The sequence below is a fragment of the Paenibacillus sp. SSG-1 genome (genome assembly GCF_002224835.1).
GTDB classification, from domain to species: Bacteria; Bacillota; Bacilli; order Paenibacillales; family Paenibacillaceae; genus Paenibacillus_AQ; species Paenibacillus_AQ favisporus.
Genome location: NZ_MBRK01000001.1, coordinates 6,582,052 through 6,600,765, shown reverse-complemented (window position 1 = coordinate 6,600,765; position 18,714 = coordinate 6,582,052). Strand labels below are relative to the sequence as shown.

Sequence of the window (18,714 nt, the reverse complement as noted above, 5' to 3'; positions counted from 1 at the left end):
CTGGGCATGTGTTCATATCTATGGCTCAGGACAAACGGTAAGTGGCGAACGGCTCACCATTTCGGAACGGCTCGCTGATGCGGTCCAGTTCTTGGATCGTCTCCGCGCTCAGGGTCATATCTACGCTGCGCAGGTTGTCTTCCAGCTGACTTGTGCGTGTCGCCCCAACAATGACGGTCGAAACCGCCGGACGTCCCATCAGCCAGGCCAGTGACAAGCTGCTTGGAGCTAATTCCAGATCGGCAGCCATCCGTCCAACCTCCTGGCCAAGCCGGATGTTGCGGTCAATGACAAACCGGCTGAAGTTCGGATCGGTATCGGCCCGGGATTGCTCGGGTGCCCGGTTCTCCAGCGAATATTTTCCGGTGAGGATACCTCCGGCCAGCGGAAAATAAGGGATGATGCCAACGCCTTGATCCAGGCACATCGGGACCAGCTCCCGCTCCGGCGTCCGGTCTGCAAGCGAGTAGCTGACTTGTGTGGACACGAACCGGTTCAGCCCTTTGGCTTCGCTGATGCCGATCGCCTTCATCAGCTCCCAGGCGGCATAATTGGACGCGCCGATGTAGCGGACTTTGCCGGATCGGACCATATCGTCCAGCGTCCGAAGCGTTTCTTCCAGCGGGGTATGCGGGTCAAACGTATGAATCTGGTACAGGTCGACGTAATCCGTGCGCAGCCGTCTCAGGCTGTTCTCCAGCTCCTGCATCAGATGGTACCGGGAAGAACCGCGGCCGTTAGGGCCCTGCCCCATGACCAGCCCGGCCTTGGTGGCAAGCACCGCCTCCTGCCGTCTGCCTTCCAGCGCCAGGCCGATGATGCGCTCCGACTCGGTTCCGGCATAAATATTGGCGGTGTCGATAAAGTTCACCCCGTGATCCAGCGCGTGGTGGATGATCCGGATGGAGGTATCCTGATCCGCCCGCTTTCCGAAGGCGTTCGTGCCTAGTCCCAGGACGGATACTTCCAGTCCGGTATGGCCGAGGTAACGGTAATTCATCAGTTCATTTCCCCTTTACGATAAAGTGAGTGTTCAGCGGCACGTCTTGAGTCTTGAGATATTGTGCAGCCCAGGTTCATATTCCTTGCTCCTCGGCCCTTATCTTTCCGCCGATGCTTCCGCCTTCGGCTTCCCGCCCCCGTTCACGAGCCAGATCCCCAGCAGCACAAGCACAATGCCAACCGCCACGACGGAGTTCAGGCTTTCCTTCAGGAACAGGCATCCGCAGACGACCCCGACGACCGGCACCAGCAGCAGCGAGATCGAGGCTTTGCTGGCCTCCACCTTGGACAAAATGTACGACCACATCACAAAAGCCAGCGCCGAGCCGACGACGCCCGAAAACACGACGTACACGGCCGGCATGACGCCCCAGTGGCTCTTCCCGTGCTCGCAGATTACCGAGTACAGCAGCAGTCCCGCTGCGCCGGCCACCATCTGCCACGTCGTAAACTGGAGCATGTCGCTGCCTGCAAGCTTTCGCTTGATGAGAAGGTTGGACAACGCCCAGGACAGACCTGAGGACACTGCGAGCAGCAGCGCTCCTGTGCTGCCTCCCCAGTGGGCATCCATGGCGATGAAGAGTCCGATGATGCCGATCATAATACCGGCGAGTTTGCGCAAACGCAGCTTTTCTCCCGGAAGCCAAAAATGGGCCATCAGCGTCAGCCAGAGCGGCATGCTGTACGTGAGGACCGACGTCAGACCGGCGCTTAGATCCTCCAGCGATATCTGGATCGCCAGGTTAAAATACATCGTCTGCAAAATGCCGCATACGATATACCACTTCAAATCCTTCCAGCGGGGCAGCGGCACCCTGCGGAAATAACAAACCGCCAGAAGTACGAGCGCCCCAAGCGCAAAGCGGTAGCCGGCAAAAAGCACGGGCGGAAACACGCCGTTGGCCAGCTTCATAAAAACCCAATTGAAGCCCCATATTAAACAGAGAAGACCGATCAAACCATTCATGTTCACACCCCGGATGTCTGAGATTGAAACCCCCGGCCGCAGGGTGCCGTCCGGTGAACCCTGCCTGCGGCGGTTTCAGCTATCTTTCATGTTAGTCCAATTCCGGACCCATGGGAAGAAAGAAAAATCGCACCTCCATGCGGTTGGCACGGCGGTACGATTGGATTCCTTGCGGATTTTGCCCTGGCACAGACACGGCGATCCGCTTCTGTAAGGCTAGTATTTGATGATGTTAGCGATCACGATCAGAATCGCCCCAATAGCGATCCACATGCACATCAGGGGCCAGAAAAATTTCACCCACTTTTGATATGCGATGCCGGATACGGCCAGGCTTCCCATCAGCGCCGAGGACGTTGGCAGAATCATGTTCGTGATTCCGTCCCCAAGCTGGAAGGCGAGCACCGTCGTTTGGCGGGTAACGCCCAGAATATCCGACAGCGGCACCATGATCGGCATCGTCGTCACTGCCATCCCGGTTCCGGACGTAATAAAGACGTTCATTACGTTCTGGAACACGTACATGCCGAGCACTTGAACGGATCCCGGCAGCTCGCCGACCACAACGGCCAACCCGTTTACGATCGAATCGATGACGTCACCTTGGTCCAGCACGACCATAATTCCCCGGGCAAAACCGATGATCAGTGCGCCGTATGTAATCGACTTGGCGCCTTTGACGAATTCCGAGGCGATCCGGCTCGGACCGTAACCGGCGCAGAAGCCGGACACGATGCCCATGGTGAGAAACAACGCGGCGAGTTCCTCCATCCACCAGTCCTTTTTCGATACGCCCCAAATCAGGGAAGCAAACCCGATCACAACGGTGGCGATGGTCAAATAATGCTTAAGCTGCATGGGAGGCAGCTTGGAGAAGTCGAGCTCCTGCTTGTCCGCATCCTTCTCCAAATCCTGGACAAGGCTGCGCTCCGGATTTTTCCTCACTTTACCGGCGTACCGGACAATATACAGACTGGTAACCGTAATCAGGCACACGAGCAGGATAATCCGCAGCCAAGCACCCGAAAACATCGGCACCTGGGCGATGGCCTGCGCCAAACCCACATTGAACGGGTTCAGAATCCCTGCGGTGAACCCGCATGAGGCGCCGAGGGAGATCATCGCGGTGCCCGTCAGGGCGTCAAACCCGAGCGCCCGGGCAATGGCGATGCCGATCGGCACGAAAACCATGACCTCGGTCGACATCCCCATCGTGAAGCCGGCGACCGAGAAGAGCGTAATAAAGATCGGGATGACCCAGCGGCCCTTGTTCGAAAACCTTTTGGCGACCCGGCCGGTAATGGCTTCGATCGTCCCCGTGGAGGAAATAATTTCGAAGGTGCCGCCGATAATCAGGATAAAGAAAACGACGTCCGCCGAGTCGATCAGCCCGTGCACAATCGCCTTCGGTATGCTGACGATGCTAACCGGACTGGCCTCCACCTGGTGGTAGGAACCGGGAACGACCAGGGATTTGCCTGTCGCCTTGTCCTCGGCCCGGTCGAACTCCCCGGCCGGAATGACGTAGGTGAGCGCCGTGGCCACCAGCACCAGGAAAATCAAAATGACATACGTATGAGGCATTTTCAACCATTTGCGGGATGCAGTATTAGTGGTGTTCATCGGTCTATCCCTCGTTTCTCTGCGCTTTCCATTGCTCAAATTCGCTGCGGACCTCGTGCAGCGCTTCCTTGTCGGTACACAAATCGTAAGCCGTTAGCGCCAGCGCCTTGGCCGCACGGTTCAATTCGATCATGCCTTCCTCCGAACCGGCCAGCGCGGCGAATTCCGGCGTATGCGTCGTAGCGTCACCGAGCCGGATATACGGGTGGATTGCGGCAGTCATCTGGCTGACGTTGCCGATGTCCGACGATCCGACCCCGCCTTTCTCCGGCGGGTCGTTCACTTCAATGCCGAGGTCCTCCAGATTACGGGCGAACAACCCGGCCAGCGCCTTGTTGTTGTTGCGCTCTGCATAAATCAGCCCCTCGGCGATGTCCACGGTAGCACCGACGCCTTCTGCTGCGCATCGGACGGCGCGGTACACTTTTTCCCTGACCGTCTCCAGCTCCTGAACGGTGGAAGCCCTGAGGATGAACACCGCCTCGGTCAGTTCCGGCACGACGTTGGGCGCGTCCCCACCTTTTGTAATGATGCCGTGTATCCGCACGTCCTCTTTCATAAACTGCCTCAGCGAGTTGATCGCCACATACGCGTTAACCAGCGCATCCAGCGCGCTGATGCCCTTTTCCGGCGAGGAGGAGGCATGCGCCTGCTTCCCGTGGAAGGTAAAGGTCGCGTCTACGCAGGCGAGCGCTCCGCGCAGCACCATCGTTTTGTTCTGCGGATGAACCATCATGGCCGCGTCGACATCATCGAAGACGCCATCCTGGCACATGATGATCTTGCCGCCGCCCTCCTCTTCGGCCGGGGTGCCCAGCACCACGATTTTGCCCGGAAGCTCCGGGCATGTATCCTTCAGCGCCAGAGCCGCTCCAACGGCAGCCGTTCCGATCAGATTATGCCCGCAGGCGTGGCCGATGCCCGGCAGCGCGTCATATTCGGCGAGCAGAGCGATCGTCGGTCCGCCCGGTGTTCCTTCCCAGGTTGCGCGAAAGGAGGTCTCCAGTCCGGAGATGCCTTTTTCTACGGTAAATCCCGCTTCGGCCAGCGGCTCGGTCAACCACTGCTGCGCCTGATGCTCATGGAAGCTCAGCTCCGGATTGGCATGGATTTTCAGCGAAATCTCCCGCAGCATGGCGTCACGCGCGTCAACTGCCTGAATCAGCTGCTGTTTTGGTTCTTTTCCTTGCTGTGCACTCATGGCTATCCCACCCTGTCGATTTAAATGTTTCATGAAGCCGTCATTGGTTCCGGGATTGTTTCGTATATTTATGCATTAATATGTATTAAATAATAAGGGCAGCCGCAGGAAGATGTACAATCAAGATTTTTTCGCGCTGGACCTAAAGAATTTTTATGTAGGCGCTTCGTTTCATTCAAATTGGATAAAAAGAAGCCCCGCCCGATACCCAGGCAGGACTTCGTTTAAGACGGATGTTCCGTTTTCATAAAATCGACGAACCGGTCCACGATGGCCAGCTCGAGCGATGGCTCCCGGTACAGCATCCAGGTGTTGCGCCGGATCGGCTCCCCGTTCTTCAGCTTAAGCTCCAGCGTGTACAAGCCGTCCTCCGGCGAGACGAACACGCCCGGCACGATGGAATAGCCCAGCCCGTGCTTGACCATTTCCTTGCATGTCTCATACGCATCCACCTGCATGGCGATGGTGGGCGGCGTGTCGTAATGCTCGTGCCACCAGGCCCGAATCGTCTGCCCAAAATGGGAGGATACCTGGCGGGCGGCCTTGGCCTTCGGCTCGCTGTAGTGGATATGCGGCAGCTCCGGCAGGATGGCCAGATCGATCGGCTCCTTGGAGATCAGGCAAATCGGCTCATCATGCAGCAGGAAACGGGATTCCACCCATGGATAATCGCCGCGGACGATGCCCACATGAATCTCCTGCTCCATCAGCGAGTCGAGAATTTCAGGGCTGAGCGCACAGGTGACGCTGAACTGCACCTCGGGATACAGGTCCCTGAACTTCTTGAGCAGCGGCGGGAGCTTGTAGAGGCCGTAATAACTGGCGACCCCGAGCCGGAGCGTCCCCTTCACCCGGCTGCGCATATTCAGGAGATAATCCTTCATATGGTTCAGCTCGTCCTGCGTCTTCTTCGCGTAAGCCGCCAGCGCTTCGCCTTCCGGCGTCAGGTACGTCCCTTTGGCGTGTTTGACGATCAGAGGCACGCCAAACTCCCGCTCCAGCAGCTGAATCCGGTAGGTCAGTGCCGGCTGCGTCATGTACAGGCGTTCCGCCGCTTTGGTCAAGCTTTGCTCTTCGACGAGATGCTGCAAGATGGCAGCGTCCTTTTCGTTCATGTGAGTGTCCTCCTTTCCACGGGTCGGTTGTTATTTTGTTTATCATACCATACCGGCTGCGGCGGACCGGCCCCATGTTACCTTGGAAAAAATGGATGTGCTGCCCGGTGACGACGAAAAAGGCCCGGGAAGCTTTGCTTCCAGGACCTATCCATGCTCACACCTGATACTGCATCGTCTCATCCTAACCACACCACACTTACGGCGGAAGGAGCGGCCAATGTTAGGCTGACGCCTCGATTTCCGGCTTCTGTTCGGACTTTCGGCCCGTTCTCCACGCCTTGTTCGCCACCAGCGTCACCAGCATCGCCAGAATCAGCGCGACGAGCATAGCCGCGGCAAAGCCGACCACGTTGTTGGACAGAAACGGCCCCATAAAGGACGGAACATACGCCGTTCCGCGCACATTAAACAGTCCCACCAGTCCCCCGCCGACGCCAGCCGCCCCGATGGCGCCCGCGAAGACGACCTTGTTCGAGAACATAAACGGATACGCCGCCTCGACAAAGGTGCCGAAGCCCATGTTGATCAGAAAGCCTGGCGCGGCCACTGCCGCCTCTCCCCGGTCCCGCGGAGCGATGATGTTGGCCAGGGTGATTCCCGCGGAGACCATCACGAGGCCGACCATGTCGATGGCCCCCAGGAAGCTGTTGCCGGTCTTCTCCATTTCCAGCAGGACGATCGGCAGAATCGCCGCATGATACACGCCGCCGATAATCGCCGGCCAGATCAGAAGGCCTGCGACCACGCCTGCGATGATCGGATTAAACGAAATCGCCTGATTGATAATGTATTTAATGAACTCGCCGAGCTGCAGGGCAAATGGGGCGATCAAATAGTACATGATCAATCCGGATATGAGGCCCGCCAATCCCCCGGCCACGATGTTGACCGTCGTCATCGGAAACTTCCACTGCACGCATTTGACAAATAAATACTGCACCAGCAGGCCGGCGCCAATCCCGCCGATAATACCCCCGATAATGCCGCCGTTCACCGACAGCACCCCGGCGATGACACCTGCGACAATCGACACCTCGTCCATGTCGGAAATCTGCTTGGCCGCCACGACCGCCAGCACGACCGGCAGCGCCTTGAGCATCAGGTCGAACACCTCGCTGAGTCCCTTCAGCGCCGGGATCTGGCTGATCGCCAGCACGATCGCCATGGCGATGAAGCCCGGCAGCGAGGACTGCATGATGCCCTTCAAATTGATCCGCCGCAGCGGGTTCCCCGCAGGTGCGGCGGATTTGTCCCCGGCACTTCCAAGCACCGGGATGTATTTGATCCCCCAGTATTTGCACAGGGACGTCATAAACGAAACAGCCCGCGTCCGGTTCGTCGTCCCGGTCGTACCCGACGTGGCGATGACGTTCGCCCCCTTGGAGCTGATCATCGCCATCGATGTTCCGCCGGTTCCCACGACGGGAATGCCCGCCTCTGCCGCGGCCTGCACCGCCTGCCGGTTGGACCCTTGCGGATCGGCGCTCATCACGATCAGCCCGTCGATGCCGCCGGACCGGATCCGGTCTGCCAGCTCCGCATCCGCTTCCGCCGCCGCCTCATTCGTATCTTTCAGCGTCCCTTCGTACCGCTTCGCCAGGCGCTGCTCATCCTCATTCCATCCGTACAGCACGGCGGCGGTGTGGTCCTTGGCGACGTCCATCGATTCGGATGCGGCAATGAACTGCACGAGGCCGATGTCCACGCCTGCGCTCTGACACTGCGCCTTGATCTCCCCGATCAGTTTCTCGGGATCCTTGCCGCCGAGGTTAAACAGGTTGCCTCCGCTGCTGCCTGCAATCGCTATTCGCTTCATCTCGTTCTCCTTGTTGTGTGGCTTTCATTCTTTATCTGATTACCGTATTACCATATTATAAGAGCAAAAGGTTAGGCCGACAACCGTTTTACCTTCAGAAAACAGGCCTCTCTCTGCATCACTGCTGGCACCCGGTAGTTAAGCTGTATCTGTGGTTCCTCATTTGGTTCGACGTTCGGCGGCATCTTCAACCGTCATCCACCTTCTCAAACTGCCCTTTACCCCTACGGCTGACCGGAGGCAGCAAAAAAAGGACACCCTGAAGGGTGCCCTTTCACCGAAGCTTATTCTTTTTATAACGAACCGTTAACAGCGTTTTCCGCCATTTTTATTGTCTCTCAAACAATCCATGCTTCTGGTCTTCTACCGCCATCTGCTTCACGACAAAATGCTTCTTCTTGCCGGTTGCGGTATACGGCAGCTCGTCAATGAACCGGTAGAAACGCGGTTTCTTGTAATTGGCCAGCATCGGATGATCGCTGCAGTACTTGTTCAGTTCTTTGGCTGTCAGCTCCGGATCCTCCTTGATCACGTAAGCGACGATCGATTCGCCGCGCAGCTCGTCCGGCGCGCCGACGACGACTGACTCCTTCACTTTCGGGTGCTGGTTCAGAATTTCTTCGATCTGCACAGGGTGGATATTTTCACCCGAGGAGACGATCATGTCATTTTTACGGCCGACCACGGTTACGAACTCATTCTCGTCCCAGGTTCCCATGTCCCCGATGTACACCCAGCCTTTATAAAAGACCCGCTCGCTTTCATTCGGGTTGTTCACATAGGCATACGTGGATTTGCCTGGAGACTTGACGATGATCTCGCCGACCTCGCTGCCATCGCGGGCCACGACCTCATCCGGTTCCGCCCGTCTGTCCGGGTAGACCTTAACGACCGCGACATCGTCGTCGGTGCAGGAACGTCCGGCCGATCCCGCCATTTCCGGCAGATCGTAAGGACGGAGGAACGTGTTCCAGAATGCTTCCGACGTGCCGTAACCATTGAAAATATTCGGCGTCAGCGTCTCCTGGAATTTGATGCAGTCCTCCCGCTCCAGCGGCGCACCCATCGTCACGATGCCTTTTAATTTGGACAGATCCACAGGGTTTTTCTTTTGGGCGTCATAGAGCATTTTGAGCATAGGCGGCGCCCCGATCAGGAAGGTCAAGTTGTATTTCTCGGCGAGTTCCAGGCATGTTTTCGGATGGAAGTATCGTAGAATGACGATTTCGGCCCCCACATACAGGGATGGAGTCGGTCCTCCGGAATGAATGCCTCCGCGGTGGAACCAAGGGCTCATATTCATCGTCTTGTCGGTAGGATTGAGAGGAAAATGCATCGCCACGTCGTGGGCGGACAGGATGTCGTTAATGTTGTTGATTGGAACCCCTTTCGGCTGGCCGGTGGTTCCCGAGGTATACAGGCGTGTAATTTCATCGTAGATATGGGATGGCCGCTCGATGTCCGGGTTAAGCTCCGGCTTGTCCTGCACATAATCGCTGTAGGTGATGTGATCCGCAGGTGCCTCTTGATTGCCGTTCATATCGACCATCACGATCCGGCGGGGGCGGTGCTTGGCCATGGCCAGCGCCTGCTCGGCGGTTTCCTTGATTTCCGCATCGTAGATGTAGACGGCAGGCTTGCTGTCATCGAGGATGAACGCGGTTTCTCCGGGGGAGAGCTTGAAGTTGATCGGGCAGTTGATCGCGCCGATTTTTTGCGGAGCCAGGTAGCTGAATACGAATTCGGCCGAGTTGAGCAGCTGATACACAATGACCTCATTTTTGCCGACTCCGTCTCCGAGCAGGGCATGCGCAAGGCGGTTTACCTCCCCGTTCAGCTGGGCATAAGTCCAAGTGCGCTCCCGCACCGGATCGGTCAAGGCCGGACGACCGGCAAACCGGTGCACGTTCCGCATAAATCCGTTGATATACGTAAACTCATTTTCAAATGTATCTTTAAACATCCGAACATCATAGGTAAATTGTTGTTCCATGGTACCCATCTAACTTCCTTCCTTCATATTTAAAATCAAACCTTTGTGAGACTTCGAAAAGCGGAACCGGGCCTTTTCCCGTCCGCTTCATGAATTGTTTCCTTCGTATTTCCCAACGATCAGGGACGTGTTTTGTCCGCCAAAGCCAAAAGAATTGGACATCGCGATACGGACCTTCGCCGCTCTCGCCTCATTCGGCACATAATCCAGATCGCATTCCGGATCCGGCTGCTCGTGATTGAGCGTCGGCGGAACGATCCCTTCGCGGATCGCCTGAATGCAGGCAATCAGCTCCGTGACGCCGCCCGCCCCCATCAAGTGGCCGGTTGCCCCCTTGGTCGAGCTGACCGGGATTCGGCCCGCCCCTTCGCCGAACACGGCTTTCAGAGATTTGGTTTCGATCCGGTCGCCTAGCGGTGTAGACGTTCCGTGCGCGTTAATATAATCCACGTCGGACGGAGTCAGCCCGGCCTGTTCCAGGGCCTGTTCCATGCACCGCACTTCCCCGGCTCCTTCAGGCTCCGGCGAAGTCACGTGGTAGGCGTCCGAGCAGTTGGCGTGGGCGAGCAGCTCAGCCTTAATGCCGGCTCCCCGGCTCTCGGCCGATTCGAGCCTTTCCAGAATGACCGCGCCGGCTCCCTCGCCCATCACGAACCCGTCGCGATCGAGGTCAAACGGCCGGCTCGCTTTGGCCGGATCGTCATTCCGGGTCGACAGCGCCCGGGCCGACGCCAGGCCGGCGTCCATCAGTCCGCACAGGATGGATTCCGCGCCGACGGCCACGACCGCATCCGCTTGTCCGGACTGCAGGAGCATGGAAGCCATGCCGATGGCGTCCGCACCGGAAGAGCAGGCGGTGTTGACCGTATAACTCGGGCCTTTGAAGCCATATGCGATCGAAATTTGGGCTGCAGCAATGTTGCCGAGGATTTTGGGAACCAAATACGGGCTCACGCGGGCGCTTCCCGTTCCGGTCATCTGCTCCTGCGCCGCCGCTGCCGTCGTAATGCCTCCCAGCGCCGTTCCCAGCACGATGGCCACCCGCTCGGGCTTCGCATCCAGCTTACTGTCCGCCAGCGCTTCCTGGGCTGCCACCAGGGCAAACTGCATGAAAATATCGGTTTGTCCGGCTAACTTTTTCGGTATGTAGTCCGTAGGGTTAAACGCTTTGACTTCCGCTGCGATCTTGACCGGCAGCTCCGAGGCATCAAACCGCGTAATACTTCCGATCCCGCTGCTTCCTTTCAAGAGATTGCCCCAGTAGGCCGGCACGCCGATGCCGATCGGGGTTACGGCCCCCATACCTGTAATCACTACGCGCTCCTTCACTCCGAAAGCACCTCCTCTCTATTTTTGCCGCAAAATATATCATCCTTGCTTGTAGATTATGCTTGGGCTGATGGCTTGCCTGCCAACGCGCCGCTCCATGTGCTGCTGATCTGCTTCCACAACTCCGGGAAACGCTTCTCCACGTTAAAAGGAAGACCCTGGTCATCCACATATGTGTGGGACGTCGTCCCCTCGCACGCCAGCTTTCCGTCCTGCTTCAGCACCTGATAGGTGAACGTCATCCGGCTCCGTGACAGGGCTGTCAGCGACGTGCGGACCGTAACGGGCTCCTCCGGGCGGAGCATTTTTTTATAATCACAATCCGCCTTCAGGCAAACCAGCGAAATGCCGTTACCATGAAAGGTTTCCATGTAAGGAAATCCGTATACGTGCATGAATCTCATGCGCCCGTTCGTGAACCAATCAAAAGCTTTGGCGTAATAGGAGATTCCCGCCGCATCGCAGTCCCCCCAGGTCACAACCATCTCCATGTCATTGCTGGGAAAAGAATCTGCCAATTTCGCTCCCTCCTTTCGCTCGTGCTATTTTTCACACTGAACATTATACTCCGATTATTAAAAATAAAAAGTAATTTGCTAACTTTTATAAGGTGGCCCACTCTTTACCTGTGATTCCAATCCACAATTGGATCCGTGGTCCATTCAAGGATTGCCCTGCCGGCAAGTTTTCAAACCGCGAAAATTTTGATTGAAATACGCCTGATAATCACTACAATTCAGATTAGGCTTATTGGTTATTATTTCATGTTCAATTGGGGGAAATATGTTGAGAAATACGTTGATGAAAGTCCTCTCGTCCGCGGCGCTGCTCAGCGCCATCGCCGTACCCGCCGTTAGTGCGGAAACCGCCACCACCCCGTTCTCGGATATCGCCGGATCCTACGCCAAGGATGCCATTAACGAGTTAGTCGAAAAGGGCATCGTTAACGGAAAAGGTGACGGCAAGTTCGACCCTACCGGAAAAATTGAAAGACAGGATTTTGCCATCATCCTTGCCAAGGCACTAGGTCTGGACGTTTCCAGTACACCAACGTCGCCGACTTTTTCGGACGTACCTTCAGACAGCTATGCCTATGCTTCTGTCGAGGCCGCCGTCAAGGCGGGGCTGATCAAGGGGCAGGGAAACGGAACTTTTGGCACCGGCTCCAATTTGTCGCGCCAGGATATGGCGGTCCTGTTCGTTCGCGCTCTGGGTGTCGATGCACAGGGGAAAGGCTCCATTTTAAAATTTTCCGACGCGAGCTCCATTTCTGACTATGCCAAGGATGCCGTCGCCGTAGCGGTTGGGTTCGGATTGTTCAATGGAGGCACCGACGGCAAATTTGATCCAAAAGGCGGTGCGGCAAGAGAAGAAGTGGCGCTGGTGGCGAGCCGTTTTTTTGACGCCAAGGAGATTATAGACAGCCAAACGCCGCCTTCGCAGCCGGATCCAGCTCCAACTACGCCGCCGGAACCGGCCAAGCCAGCCACTCCGACACCTCCGGCAACCTCTGTGCCATCTTCATCGGGCGGGAGCAGCAATAGCGGGGGCGGCTCTAATGGGAATAATGGCGGCAGCACGCCTAGCCAGCCGGAAACGTCAGCACCGGCGGTTACCTTGGTGTCTTCGTCTCCACTAAATATTGGAGATCCGATCCTATTCCGCAGCAGCAAAGAGGGCGATGTGTATGTGGTGCCATATGATACAAATCCAACGAGTAAGGCCGATCTAGAGGCCCTCTCCTATTACATTAAAGAATCTGTTCTTTCTGCCAATCAATCGATTCAAATCGGAACTTACCAACTGCCAGTCGGCGAGTATAAGCTGTATGTCGTAGACTCTGATGGGCGTATGTCAGCTCCGTCTTCTAAAGTCGTTCTTCAGGATAATCCCAAGATCGCTTTAACGAATGAAGGGGAGTCCTTCTTCCACTTAGGTAAGGAAGGTGCCGTTCTTAAAAATTTTTTCAATACGGGTACTCCTTCAAGAACAAACAGAAATATTAACGATTGGATTCAGGTAAAGTGGCACGGAAAGTCTTTAGATATAATTTATAATTCAACGCAACACAATTTCAAAGTCTTTGAAGATGACAATCGGGTAGGCACATTGGAAGTAAGCTCTGAATCTTCCGTAATTTCTATTGAGCCTACTGAAGATGGGTTGCATATCCGGCCAACCGAAGAGGCCAATGAAACAATAAAAGCTGATTTGCAGTTTACCTTAAAGAGTTACAGTAGAGAGGAAGAAACTCAACAAGAGTTAGGCCATGTTGATTTGCCAATCCATTTTGACTTCACAGCCCCGACGGTTACCGAGGCAACTTACCAAGACGGTGAACTCACCGTGAAGGTGGATCAGGAGCTTTATCAAGTGGAAGGTTCCCCGATCAGTATCAGAATCAGCTATTCCCCAAGTGGCCAATTCGGTATGAATGATGTATTCTTTCTTCAAGATGAAGAGTTTGGAGTTTCTCTAAGTGAAGATCACAGGCTTTTTACTATAAAAATAACCGAATCGGCGCTTAACGTTCTGCCTTTTAGCGAAACGGGAAAATTCCGCCTGATTATCTCAGGACTTAGAGACGAGACTGGCAACCAGTCCGAAGAAGAAACCTACGACGTGAACATATCCAACCTCGACCCAGACCCCATTTCCGAAGGCGAATAACGCACACAAAAAACGGCCAACATCTTTGGCCGTTTTTCCATTTACCCCTCCTGCCCCACAACTTTCATCCTCAGCAGCCGGGTTCGGGTCACCATCCCTGCGCTTTCCAGTGTCCTCTTGGACGCCTCGTTGTAATACCAGCAGCCGCTTAGCGGCCGGATTCCCTGTGCGTGGCACCAAGCTTTCAGCCACAAAATAATCTTTCGCCCTACTCCCTGATGGCGGTACGACTCGTTCGTAAACATACCGATACTGGCGGTGCCTTCGATCAAGGCCGAGCGCTCCACAATGCCGACTCCCAGCAGCTCACTGCCACGATAACAGGTAAAGAGCTCTCCCTTTTGAATGCGTAATGCGACAGAACCCAGAAAGTCTCCGCATACCCGCTGGATGTCCTCCAGATCGGCAAGCTCTGCGGGACGTAACATGCCCGGGTCCGAACCTGGATCACTCGTCAGGTCTAACCCGCTGTCCTGAAAGAAATAGGCCTGCTTGGCGATAGCCATATCATGGTCCAGTGCCAAGCTGAGCAGCAGCTCATCTCCCGTCGACACGAACACCTCACTCACCTGATGCTCTTCCAGCACCCGCCGCAGCAGGACCTGCGCATGCCTCTGATGAGGCCGCCGCAGGTAAAACTGCGTCAGCAGACTGTGATCATGAATGGCGTAATATCCGATCGACGCGTTTTCAGACAGGATGATATAAAATTGCGAGGCCAGAATATACTGCTCGTGAAAGCTATCAAACGGTGAAGACAGACCTTTTATGTATTCCTCCAGAAGTTCTCGTATTTCTTCGATCCCACACTCTCTGGTGTCCATGCACGAAACACCCCTTCCAACCATCTTTTTCCTTCATTTTACATCGGCTTCCCGCTGGGCGAAACTACAAAAAAAGCCATTCCCACACGGAATGGCCTTGTGTTCCACAGAACTTCTGAAAGTATCTCATGCGGCTCGCCCCCGCTAGATTTTAAATGCCCCCATCAAGGGCATAATCATCTGCAGCATATTCATGCCCACCCGAATATTCGGGATAATCTGGCCGAACATGCCCATGATTCCTCCGGGTTGACCATCCGCTTGGCGCTGCGCATTTCCCTGACGACCGCCGCCAAACAAAGCGCTCAAGATGCCGGATACCTGCACTTCTTTATCCCGTGTCGGCGGGCCTGTCATCTTCGACCGTCCTCTGGCCGCGGACAGTACAACCTGCCCGTTCTCAATACCCGTTACGTAGCCCACATACTGCGTACCATCCTTGAGTACTACCCAAACCGGCTGCCCCAGCAACTGGGCGGCTTGTTTAGGATCGACAACATACTCCTGCTTCATGAATCTCACCTCGCTTCTCAGCTATCTGATCCGCCCGCCAATCCCTTGCCTCCGATCCATACCGCATAAGACAATACATCGCCGAACTCTTCGTAGAACTGATGATTCCTTTGCAGCAGCTGCAGCGCTGCCGGATCGTCCAGCCACTCCATATCGAACATTTGGTATGGATCAAAGGATATGCTCACTCCCTGCTCCTGCAGCGAAGCCAAACGGTCCGAAGGAAGCCGCGCCTCCAGACTGCGGAAACCCGCCTGCTTCAATAGCTGCTCCCATTCTTCCAAGGAAGGAATGTCCAGGGCACCGTATAGCTCCTGCGACGCTTCCTTCAGCCCCGGATGGTCCTGCTTCCGGACCATTTCCCGGTCGTATAACAATCCGCCGTCCTTGAGCACGCGGTGATATTCCTTCAAGGCAGCCGGAATGTCCACAAATAAGGTAACCGATTCGACAAAAACGACATCGAACCCGCCGGCTTCAAACGGAAGTGAGGCGGCATCCGCTATCCGGAAGTCGACCTCCACCTCCATAGCCTCGGAACGCCGGCGGGCTTTTCCGATCATGCCATGATGTACATCTACAGCGGTTACCCGGTAGCCCATTTTCGCCAAGTGACAGGCCGTTCTCCCGGTTCCGCAGCCTACCTCCAGAATATTCGCCCCGGCCGGTATGGCATCACGCTCAAGGAGTGCCAAGGTGCTGTCAAAGCCGCCTGGATGAGCAGCCCCTTCACCCAGCGCAGCCAACATATCAAAGTACTTCAACGTTTTTCGCCTCCATCAGGCACTCCGTCCGGTCTTCGGCCCGCCATGGCGGACGGACAGGTCTCCCGTTTTCCTTTTAAAAAAATGACCCCTGCATTCCCTATCGTCTGCAGAGATCAGTTCAAATCCAGCGAAGCGCCAGTATATATATCGTCTATTCTATTTAGATGAAGAGGAACGGTATCAGGAATAATAAAGCAATGGAAGTCCAGGCCAAAGCCCCGTATCCCGGCGGGTAACCGTAACCGTAGCGACCGCCATAGCCGCCGTAAGGACCGTATCCCGGGTAGCTGGATGTCTTGGCTTTTTGCTGCAGCTCGCTTAGCTGCTTGCTGGCTTTTCCGGGGTTCGTGGACAGAATGGTCGCACGGGGAGCAGCGTCGCCGAGCTCCAGTCCATGATCCGAAACTCCCTTAATCGTGCCATACACTTGCGTACCATCCTTAAGAACCGCACAAACGTGCTTACCGACATACGATCTGCACGTCTCGGCCGATGGTGATTGGATCAGCATCATGCCTATTCCTCCTTCCCACTTCATTCCTTTATCCTATTCACCTGCATCCGAAGTCGAAAGGGGAATATGACCATTTATAGGGAGCCCTCACCAGAAAGGCCTTGAAGCCCATATTCATGTCATCCATGTTCCGGTTATAAAAAAGAAACCCGCGTCTCCTAAAGACGGGGTTTCTGGTCAGCTCCTCTGCCAGTTCATCTGCCGGGTGAGCGCTTGCCGGCCTGCGGATAACCTGCCCCCGCATCCTGCAGCGCCCGGTCGATCTGCTGCTTGATAATGTCCGCATAGACGGTTTGGTTCATCTCCAGCAGGCTGGGGTACAGCAGATCCACCAGCTCGCGGATTGTCGTCAGTGCGGCGGAAAGTTCGCGGATCCGCATCGTCACGGCTCCCCCGCCAGAAGGGGGCTTCACCGCGGAACGTTTCCGCTCCGGCTCCTTTAAATCCTCGTGCAGCCTTTGGAGCTGCTCCGTCACCATCTGGAACTCCCGGCTCTGACAGATACAGACGATATGTCCTGTCCCTACTTCGTCCCAGGACTGATAGACGTCAACCAAAGCAAGCGGGGCGGAACGGGTCTTCATAATTAGCTCCACCTTCACGTTAGCATGGGAAGGAGCAATGTAGGCCGTCGCTTTGCCCACCGAGCCCTCGTCGATCAGATCGAGCAAGGAGCCGGCTTCAGCGAATATTGCTTCGGCCTGACCGGAGGCGGTTAAAATATGATAATCCCGGTCAATGCAAAAATAAGGGACCGGTATTTGCGTCATGTCCATGGACGGTCATTACCTCACGATCTGCTGTTTCGCATCAGCGAATAAATAGGAATCGATCCAATCGTTTAATTCGAGTAACGTTGGCACAAACACGGCCTGATCGGCCAAACGCTGATCAATTCCGTACGGTTCGATCACACGGCCCCCAATAATGACCGCAGGACTGCCAGGCAGGCTCCCGAGCGCGTTAACATACTGCTTTAACTTGGGTAAATGATACACGATGGAGACCGAAAGGCCGATCACATCGGGCTTCCAGTGCATGGCGCCAAGAAGGGCGTCCTTCAGGGGCAGATTCGGGCCGTAAAACCGGGCGGCGAACCCGCGCTCTTCGAAGAGGGCCGATACCATTTTCAGACCGAAATAGTGCGCTTCTTCTTCTACACACAGAAACATGCCTCTTTTTCCATTGGGCTGTTCCGGCTTCACTAGTGCGGCATACCGGGTCATCAATATATCGCAGACGCCTGAGGCCAGATGCTCATCAGCCACCGTGATTAAATTTTGCTCCCACAGCGAACCGACGTATCGCATGGCCGGCGCCAGCCACTGCTCGTAGATATACAGGCTGTTCCTGCCGGACTCAACTTGTTCCACAAGGCTGTCCCAGCATTCTTCTGTCCTTCCGCCAATCATTTGTTCAGCGAGCTGTTCCATGCCCATATTCATGCAGCGGCAGCCTCCTTTTCCGTCGGTTATAGATATAACAATGTATATATCAGTCTTATATACTATCATCCATACGAACAGAAGGGAATGTAGATTCAACACAGGTTTTGTCGAATTTGACGACCTTGGGCCTGTTCCTCTACGATGAACACAAATAAAAAATGAAAGACTTGAAAACTTTGGGAGATTATACCCATGATCTTTATTATAATATAATTAGCCCTCATCTGAGAGGCAAGGAGGAACATGCATGTATATCGTTCACTCAACTGTCGTTGTCCCCGCCGATAAGGCCGACGAAGTTATCCATATTTACAACCACAGATCCAAGTTGGTGGATCGGGCCCCAGGCTTTCACTCTTTCATGCTGCTGCAGAATGAACGCAAGCCTCATGAGCTGACGGTACAAATCACTTGGGAAACCAAGGAGGACTACCTCCGCTGGGCCAGGGGGGAAGATTTCAAGCGGGTCCATGAGCTGGAGAAGCAGTACCCGGATCAGGAGCTGGCAGCGATCATCCCACAGGTCAGCAAGTACAAGGTGGTCGCCCAATGAAACAAGCCGGCACTTACGAACGATTAATCGATCGGGTGACCCAGCTGATTTACGAAGCCGACCCTTCACTCATGGACCGGTACGGCGAGAAAGGAGTGCAGAAATGCAAGGATGATAATGTGCACCACATGCGTCATCTGGAAACGGCACTCGAACTTGGCGATTCACGGGTATTTAGCGATTATGTCGTGTGGCTGAATGGTATTCTGAACACTTACGGCATGCAAACGCGTACGCTGACGGATAACTTTCGATACCTTCAGCAATCTCTTTCCACAGTGGATGAATTGGACGAGCCCACCAAGCGGGCCTTCGGCCAGTACCTAACCGATGCGATAAATCGGCTTGAAGCAGATCAAGATTGATTGCCTTTCAA

At 55.3% G+C, this 18,714-nt stretch carries 18 protein-coding genes; 3 read left to right on the top strand and 15 right to left on the bottom strand.

What is annotated here, in order from left to right; translation table 11 throughout:
- Positions 1–25 precede the first annotated feature (25 nt).
- The 9 genes from BCV73_RS30105 to BCV73_RS30065 form a co-directional block, all read right to left on the bottom strand.
- Positions 26–1,000: an aldo/keto reductase gene (locus BCV73_RS30105; protein WP_089549573.1), complete on the bottom strand. Its 975-nt coding sequence runs from the start codon at positions 998–1,000 to the stop codon at positions 26–28.
- Positions 1,001–1,099: 99 nt separating this feature from the next.
- Positions 1,100–1,969: a DMT family transporter gene (locus BCV73_RS30100; protein WP_089549572.1), complete on the bottom strand. Its 870-nt coding sequence runs from the start codon at positions 1,967–1,969 to the stop codon at positions 1,100–1,102.
- A gap of 216 nt (positions 1,970–2,185) precedes the next feature.
- The gene (locus BCV73_RS30095; RefSeq protein ID WP_076172185.1) at positions 2,186–3,592 is read right to left on the bottom strand and encodes a YfcC family protein; all 1,407 of its coding nucleotides are present in this window, start codon (positions 3,590–3,592) and stop codon (positions 2,186–2,188) included.
- Between the two features lie 4 nt (positions 3,593–3,596).
- Positions 3,597–4,793 (bottom strand): M20 family metallopeptidase, encoded by a 1,197-nt coding sequence (locus tag BCV73_RS30090; protein ID WP_089549571.1) that lies wholly within the window; start codon positions 4,791–4,793, stop codon positions 3,597–3,599.
- 224 nt (positions 4,794–5,017) lie between these two features.
- Positions 5,018–5,908 carry a LysR family transcriptional regulator gene (locus BCV73_RS30085; protein ID WP_089549570.1) on the bottom strand — a complete coding sequence of 297 codons (891 nt, stop codon included), beginning with the start codon at positions 5,906–5,908 and terminating at the stop codon, positions 5,018–5,020.
- 223 nt (positions 5,909–6,131) lie between these two features.
- Positions 6,132–7,727 carry a PTS sugar transporter gene (locus tag BCV73_RS30080; protein ID WP_089549569.1) on the bottom strand — a complete coding sequence of 532 codons (1,596 nt, stop codon included), beginning with the start codon at positions 7,725–7,727 and terminating at the stop codon, positions 6,132–6,134.
- Positions 7,728–8,055: 328 nt separating this feature from the next.
- A complete protein-coding gene (locus tag BCV73_RS30075) occupies positions 8,056–9,729 on the bottom strand; it encodes a class I adenylate-forming enzyme family protein (protein WP_256993043.1) in 1,674 nt (557 codons plus the stop codon).
- Positions 9,730–9,807: 78 nt separating this feature from the next.
- A complete protein-coding gene (gene fabF, locus BCV73_RS30070; protein ID WP_089549568.1) occupies positions 9,808–11,049 on the bottom strand; it encodes a beta-ketoacyl-ACP synthase II in 1,242 nt (413 codons plus the stop codon).
- 56 nt (positions 11,050–11,105) lie between these two features.
- On the bottom strand, positions 11,106–11,567 hold the full coding sequence (locus BCV73_RS30065; protein ID WP_084203963.1) for an acyl-CoA thioesterase: 462 nt from the start codon (positions 11,565–11,567) through the stop codon (positions 11,106–11,108).
- A 268-nt stretch (positions 11,568–11,835) separates the two neighbouring features.
- On the opposite strand from BCV73_RS30065, the gene BCV73_RS30060 reads away from it, so the two are divergent.
- Positions 11,836–13,719: an S-layer homology domain-containing protein gene (locus BCV73_RS30060; protein ID WP_218828207.1), complete on the top strand. Its 1,884-nt coding sequence runs from the start codon at positions 11,836–11,838 to the stop codon at positions 13,717–13,719.
- Positions 13,720–13,760: 41 nt separating this feature from the next.
- Here the strand turns inward: BCV73_RS30060 and BCV73_RS30055 are convergent, their stop codons facing one another.
- The 6 genes from BCV73_RS30055 to BCV73_RS30030 all read right to left on the bottom strand — a co-directional run bounded on the left by BCV73_RS30055 (position 13,761) and on the right by BCV73_RS30030 (position 17,782).
- Complete coding sequence (locus BCV73_RS30055) at positions 13,761–14,543, bottom strand: GNAT family N-acetyltransferase (RefSeq protein WP_089549566.1); 783 nt, start codon at positions 14,541–14,543, stop codon at positions 13,761–13,763.
- Between the two features lie 144 nt (positions 14,544–14,687).
- Positions 14,688–15,056, bottom strand: a complete 369-nt coding sequence (locus tag BCV73_RS30050; RefSeq protein ID WP_089549565.1) for an LSm family protein — start codon at positions 15,054–15,056, stop codon at positions 14,688–14,690.
- Between the two features lie 17 nt (positions 15,057–15,073).
- Positions 15,074–15,820 (bottom strand): class I SAM-dependent methyltransferase, encoded by a 747-nt coding sequence (locus tag BCV73_RS30045; RefSeq protein ID WP_076172203.1) that lies wholly within the window; start codon positions 15,818–15,820, stop codon positions 15,074–15,076.
- A 163-nt stretch (positions 15,821–15,983) separates the two neighbouring features.
- Positions 15,984–16,334, bottom strand: a complete 351-nt coding sequence (locus BCV73_RS30040; RefSeq protein ID WP_089550463.1) for a hypothetical protein — start codon at positions 16,332–16,334, stop codon at positions 15,984–15,986.
- Between the two features lie 197 nt (positions 16,335–16,531).
- The gene (locus BCV73_RS30035; RefSeq protein ID WP_218828206.1) at positions 16,532–17,107 is read right to left on the bottom strand and encodes a hypothetical protein; all 576 of its coding nucleotides are present in this window, start codon (positions 17,105–17,107) and stop codon (positions 16,532–16,534) included.
- Positions 17,108–17,122: 15 nt separating this feature from the next.
- Positions 17,123–17,782: a cobalamin B12-binding domain-containing protein gene (locus BCV73_RS30030; protein ID WP_089549563.1), complete on the bottom strand. Its 660-nt coding sequence runs from the start codon at positions 17,780–17,782 to the stop codon at positions 17,123–17,125.
- Positions 17,783–18,032: 250 nt separating this feature from the next.
- On the opposite strand from BCV73_RS30030, the gene BCV73_RS30025 reads away from it, so the two are divergent.
- Together BCV73_RS30025 and BCV73_RS30020 are read left to right on the top strand one after the other, a co-directional pair.
- The gene (locus BCV73_RS30025) at positions 18,033–18,338 is read left to right on the top strand and encodes an antibiotic biosynthesis monooxygenase family protein (RefSeq protein ID WP_076172210.1); all 306 of its coding nucleotides are present in this window, start codon (positions 18,033–18,035) and stop codon (positions 18,336–18,338) included.
- Positions 18,335–18,703 (top strand): hypothetical protein, encoded by a 369-nt coding sequence (locus tag BCV73_RS30020; RefSeq protein ID WP_089549562.1) that lies wholly within the window; start codon positions 18,335–18,337, stop codon positions 18,701–18,703. The genes BCV73_RS30025 and BCV73_RS30020 overlap by 4 nt, the downstream gene beginning before the upstream one ends.
- Positions 18,704–18,714: the final 11 nt, after the last annotated feature.

Coding starts and splice junctions, on each gene's coding strand:
- BCV73_RS30105 (WP_089549573.1), bottom strand. CDS start 1,000: ATGAATTACCGTTACCTCGGCCATACCGGACTGGAAGTATCCGTCCTG.
- BCV73_RS30100 (WP_089549572.1), bottom strand. CDS start 1,969: ATGAATGGTTTGATCGGTCTTCTCTGTTTAATATGGGGCTTCAATTGG.
- BCV73_RS30095 (WP_076172185.1), bottom strand. CDS start 3,592: ATGAACACCACTAATACTGCATCCCGCAAATGGTTGAAAATGCCTCAT.
- BCV73_RS30090 (WP_089549571.1), bottom strand. CDS start 4,793: ATGAGTGCACAGCAAGGAAAAGAACCAAAACAGCAGCTGATTCAGGCA.
- BCV73_RS30085 (WP_089549570.1), bottom strand. CDS start 5,908: ATGAACGAAAAGGACGCTGCCATCTTGCAGCATCTCGTCGAAGAGCAA.
- BCV73_RS30080 (WP_089549569.1), bottom strand. CDS start 7,727: ATGAAGCGAATAGCGATTGCAGGCAGCAGCGGAGGCAACCTGTTTAAC.
- BCV73_RS30075 (WP_256993043.1), bottom strand. CDS start 9,729: ATGGGTACCATGGAACAACAATTTACCTATGATGTTCGGATGTTTAAA.
- BCV73_RS30055 (WP_089549566.1), bottom strand. CDS start 14,543: ATGGACACCAGAGAGTGTGGGATCGAAGAAATACGAGAACTTCTGGAG.
- BCV73_RS30050 (WP_089549565.1), bottom strand. CDS start 15,056: ATGAAGCAGGAGTATGTTGTCGATCCTAAACAAGCCGCCCAGTTGCTG.
- BCV73_RS30040 (WP_089550463.1), bottom strand. CDS start 16,334: ATGCTGATCCAATCACCATCGGCCGAGACGTGCAGATCGTATGTCGGT.
- BCV73_RS30035 (WP_218828206.1), bottom strand. CDS start 17,107: ATGACGCAAATACCGGTCCCTTATTTTTGCATTGACCGGGATTATCAT.
- BCV73_RS30030 (WP_089549563.1), bottom strand. CDS start 17,782: ATGAATATGGGCATGGAACAGCTCGCTGAACAAATGATTGGCGGAAGG.
- BCV73_RS30025 (WP_076172210.1), top strand. CDS start 18,033: ATGTATATCGTTCACTCAACTGTCGTTGTCCCCGCCGATAAGGCCGAC.
- BCV73_RS30020 (WP_089549562.1), top strand. CDS start 18,335: ATGAAACAAGCCGGCACTTACGAACGATTAATCGATCGGGTGACCCAG.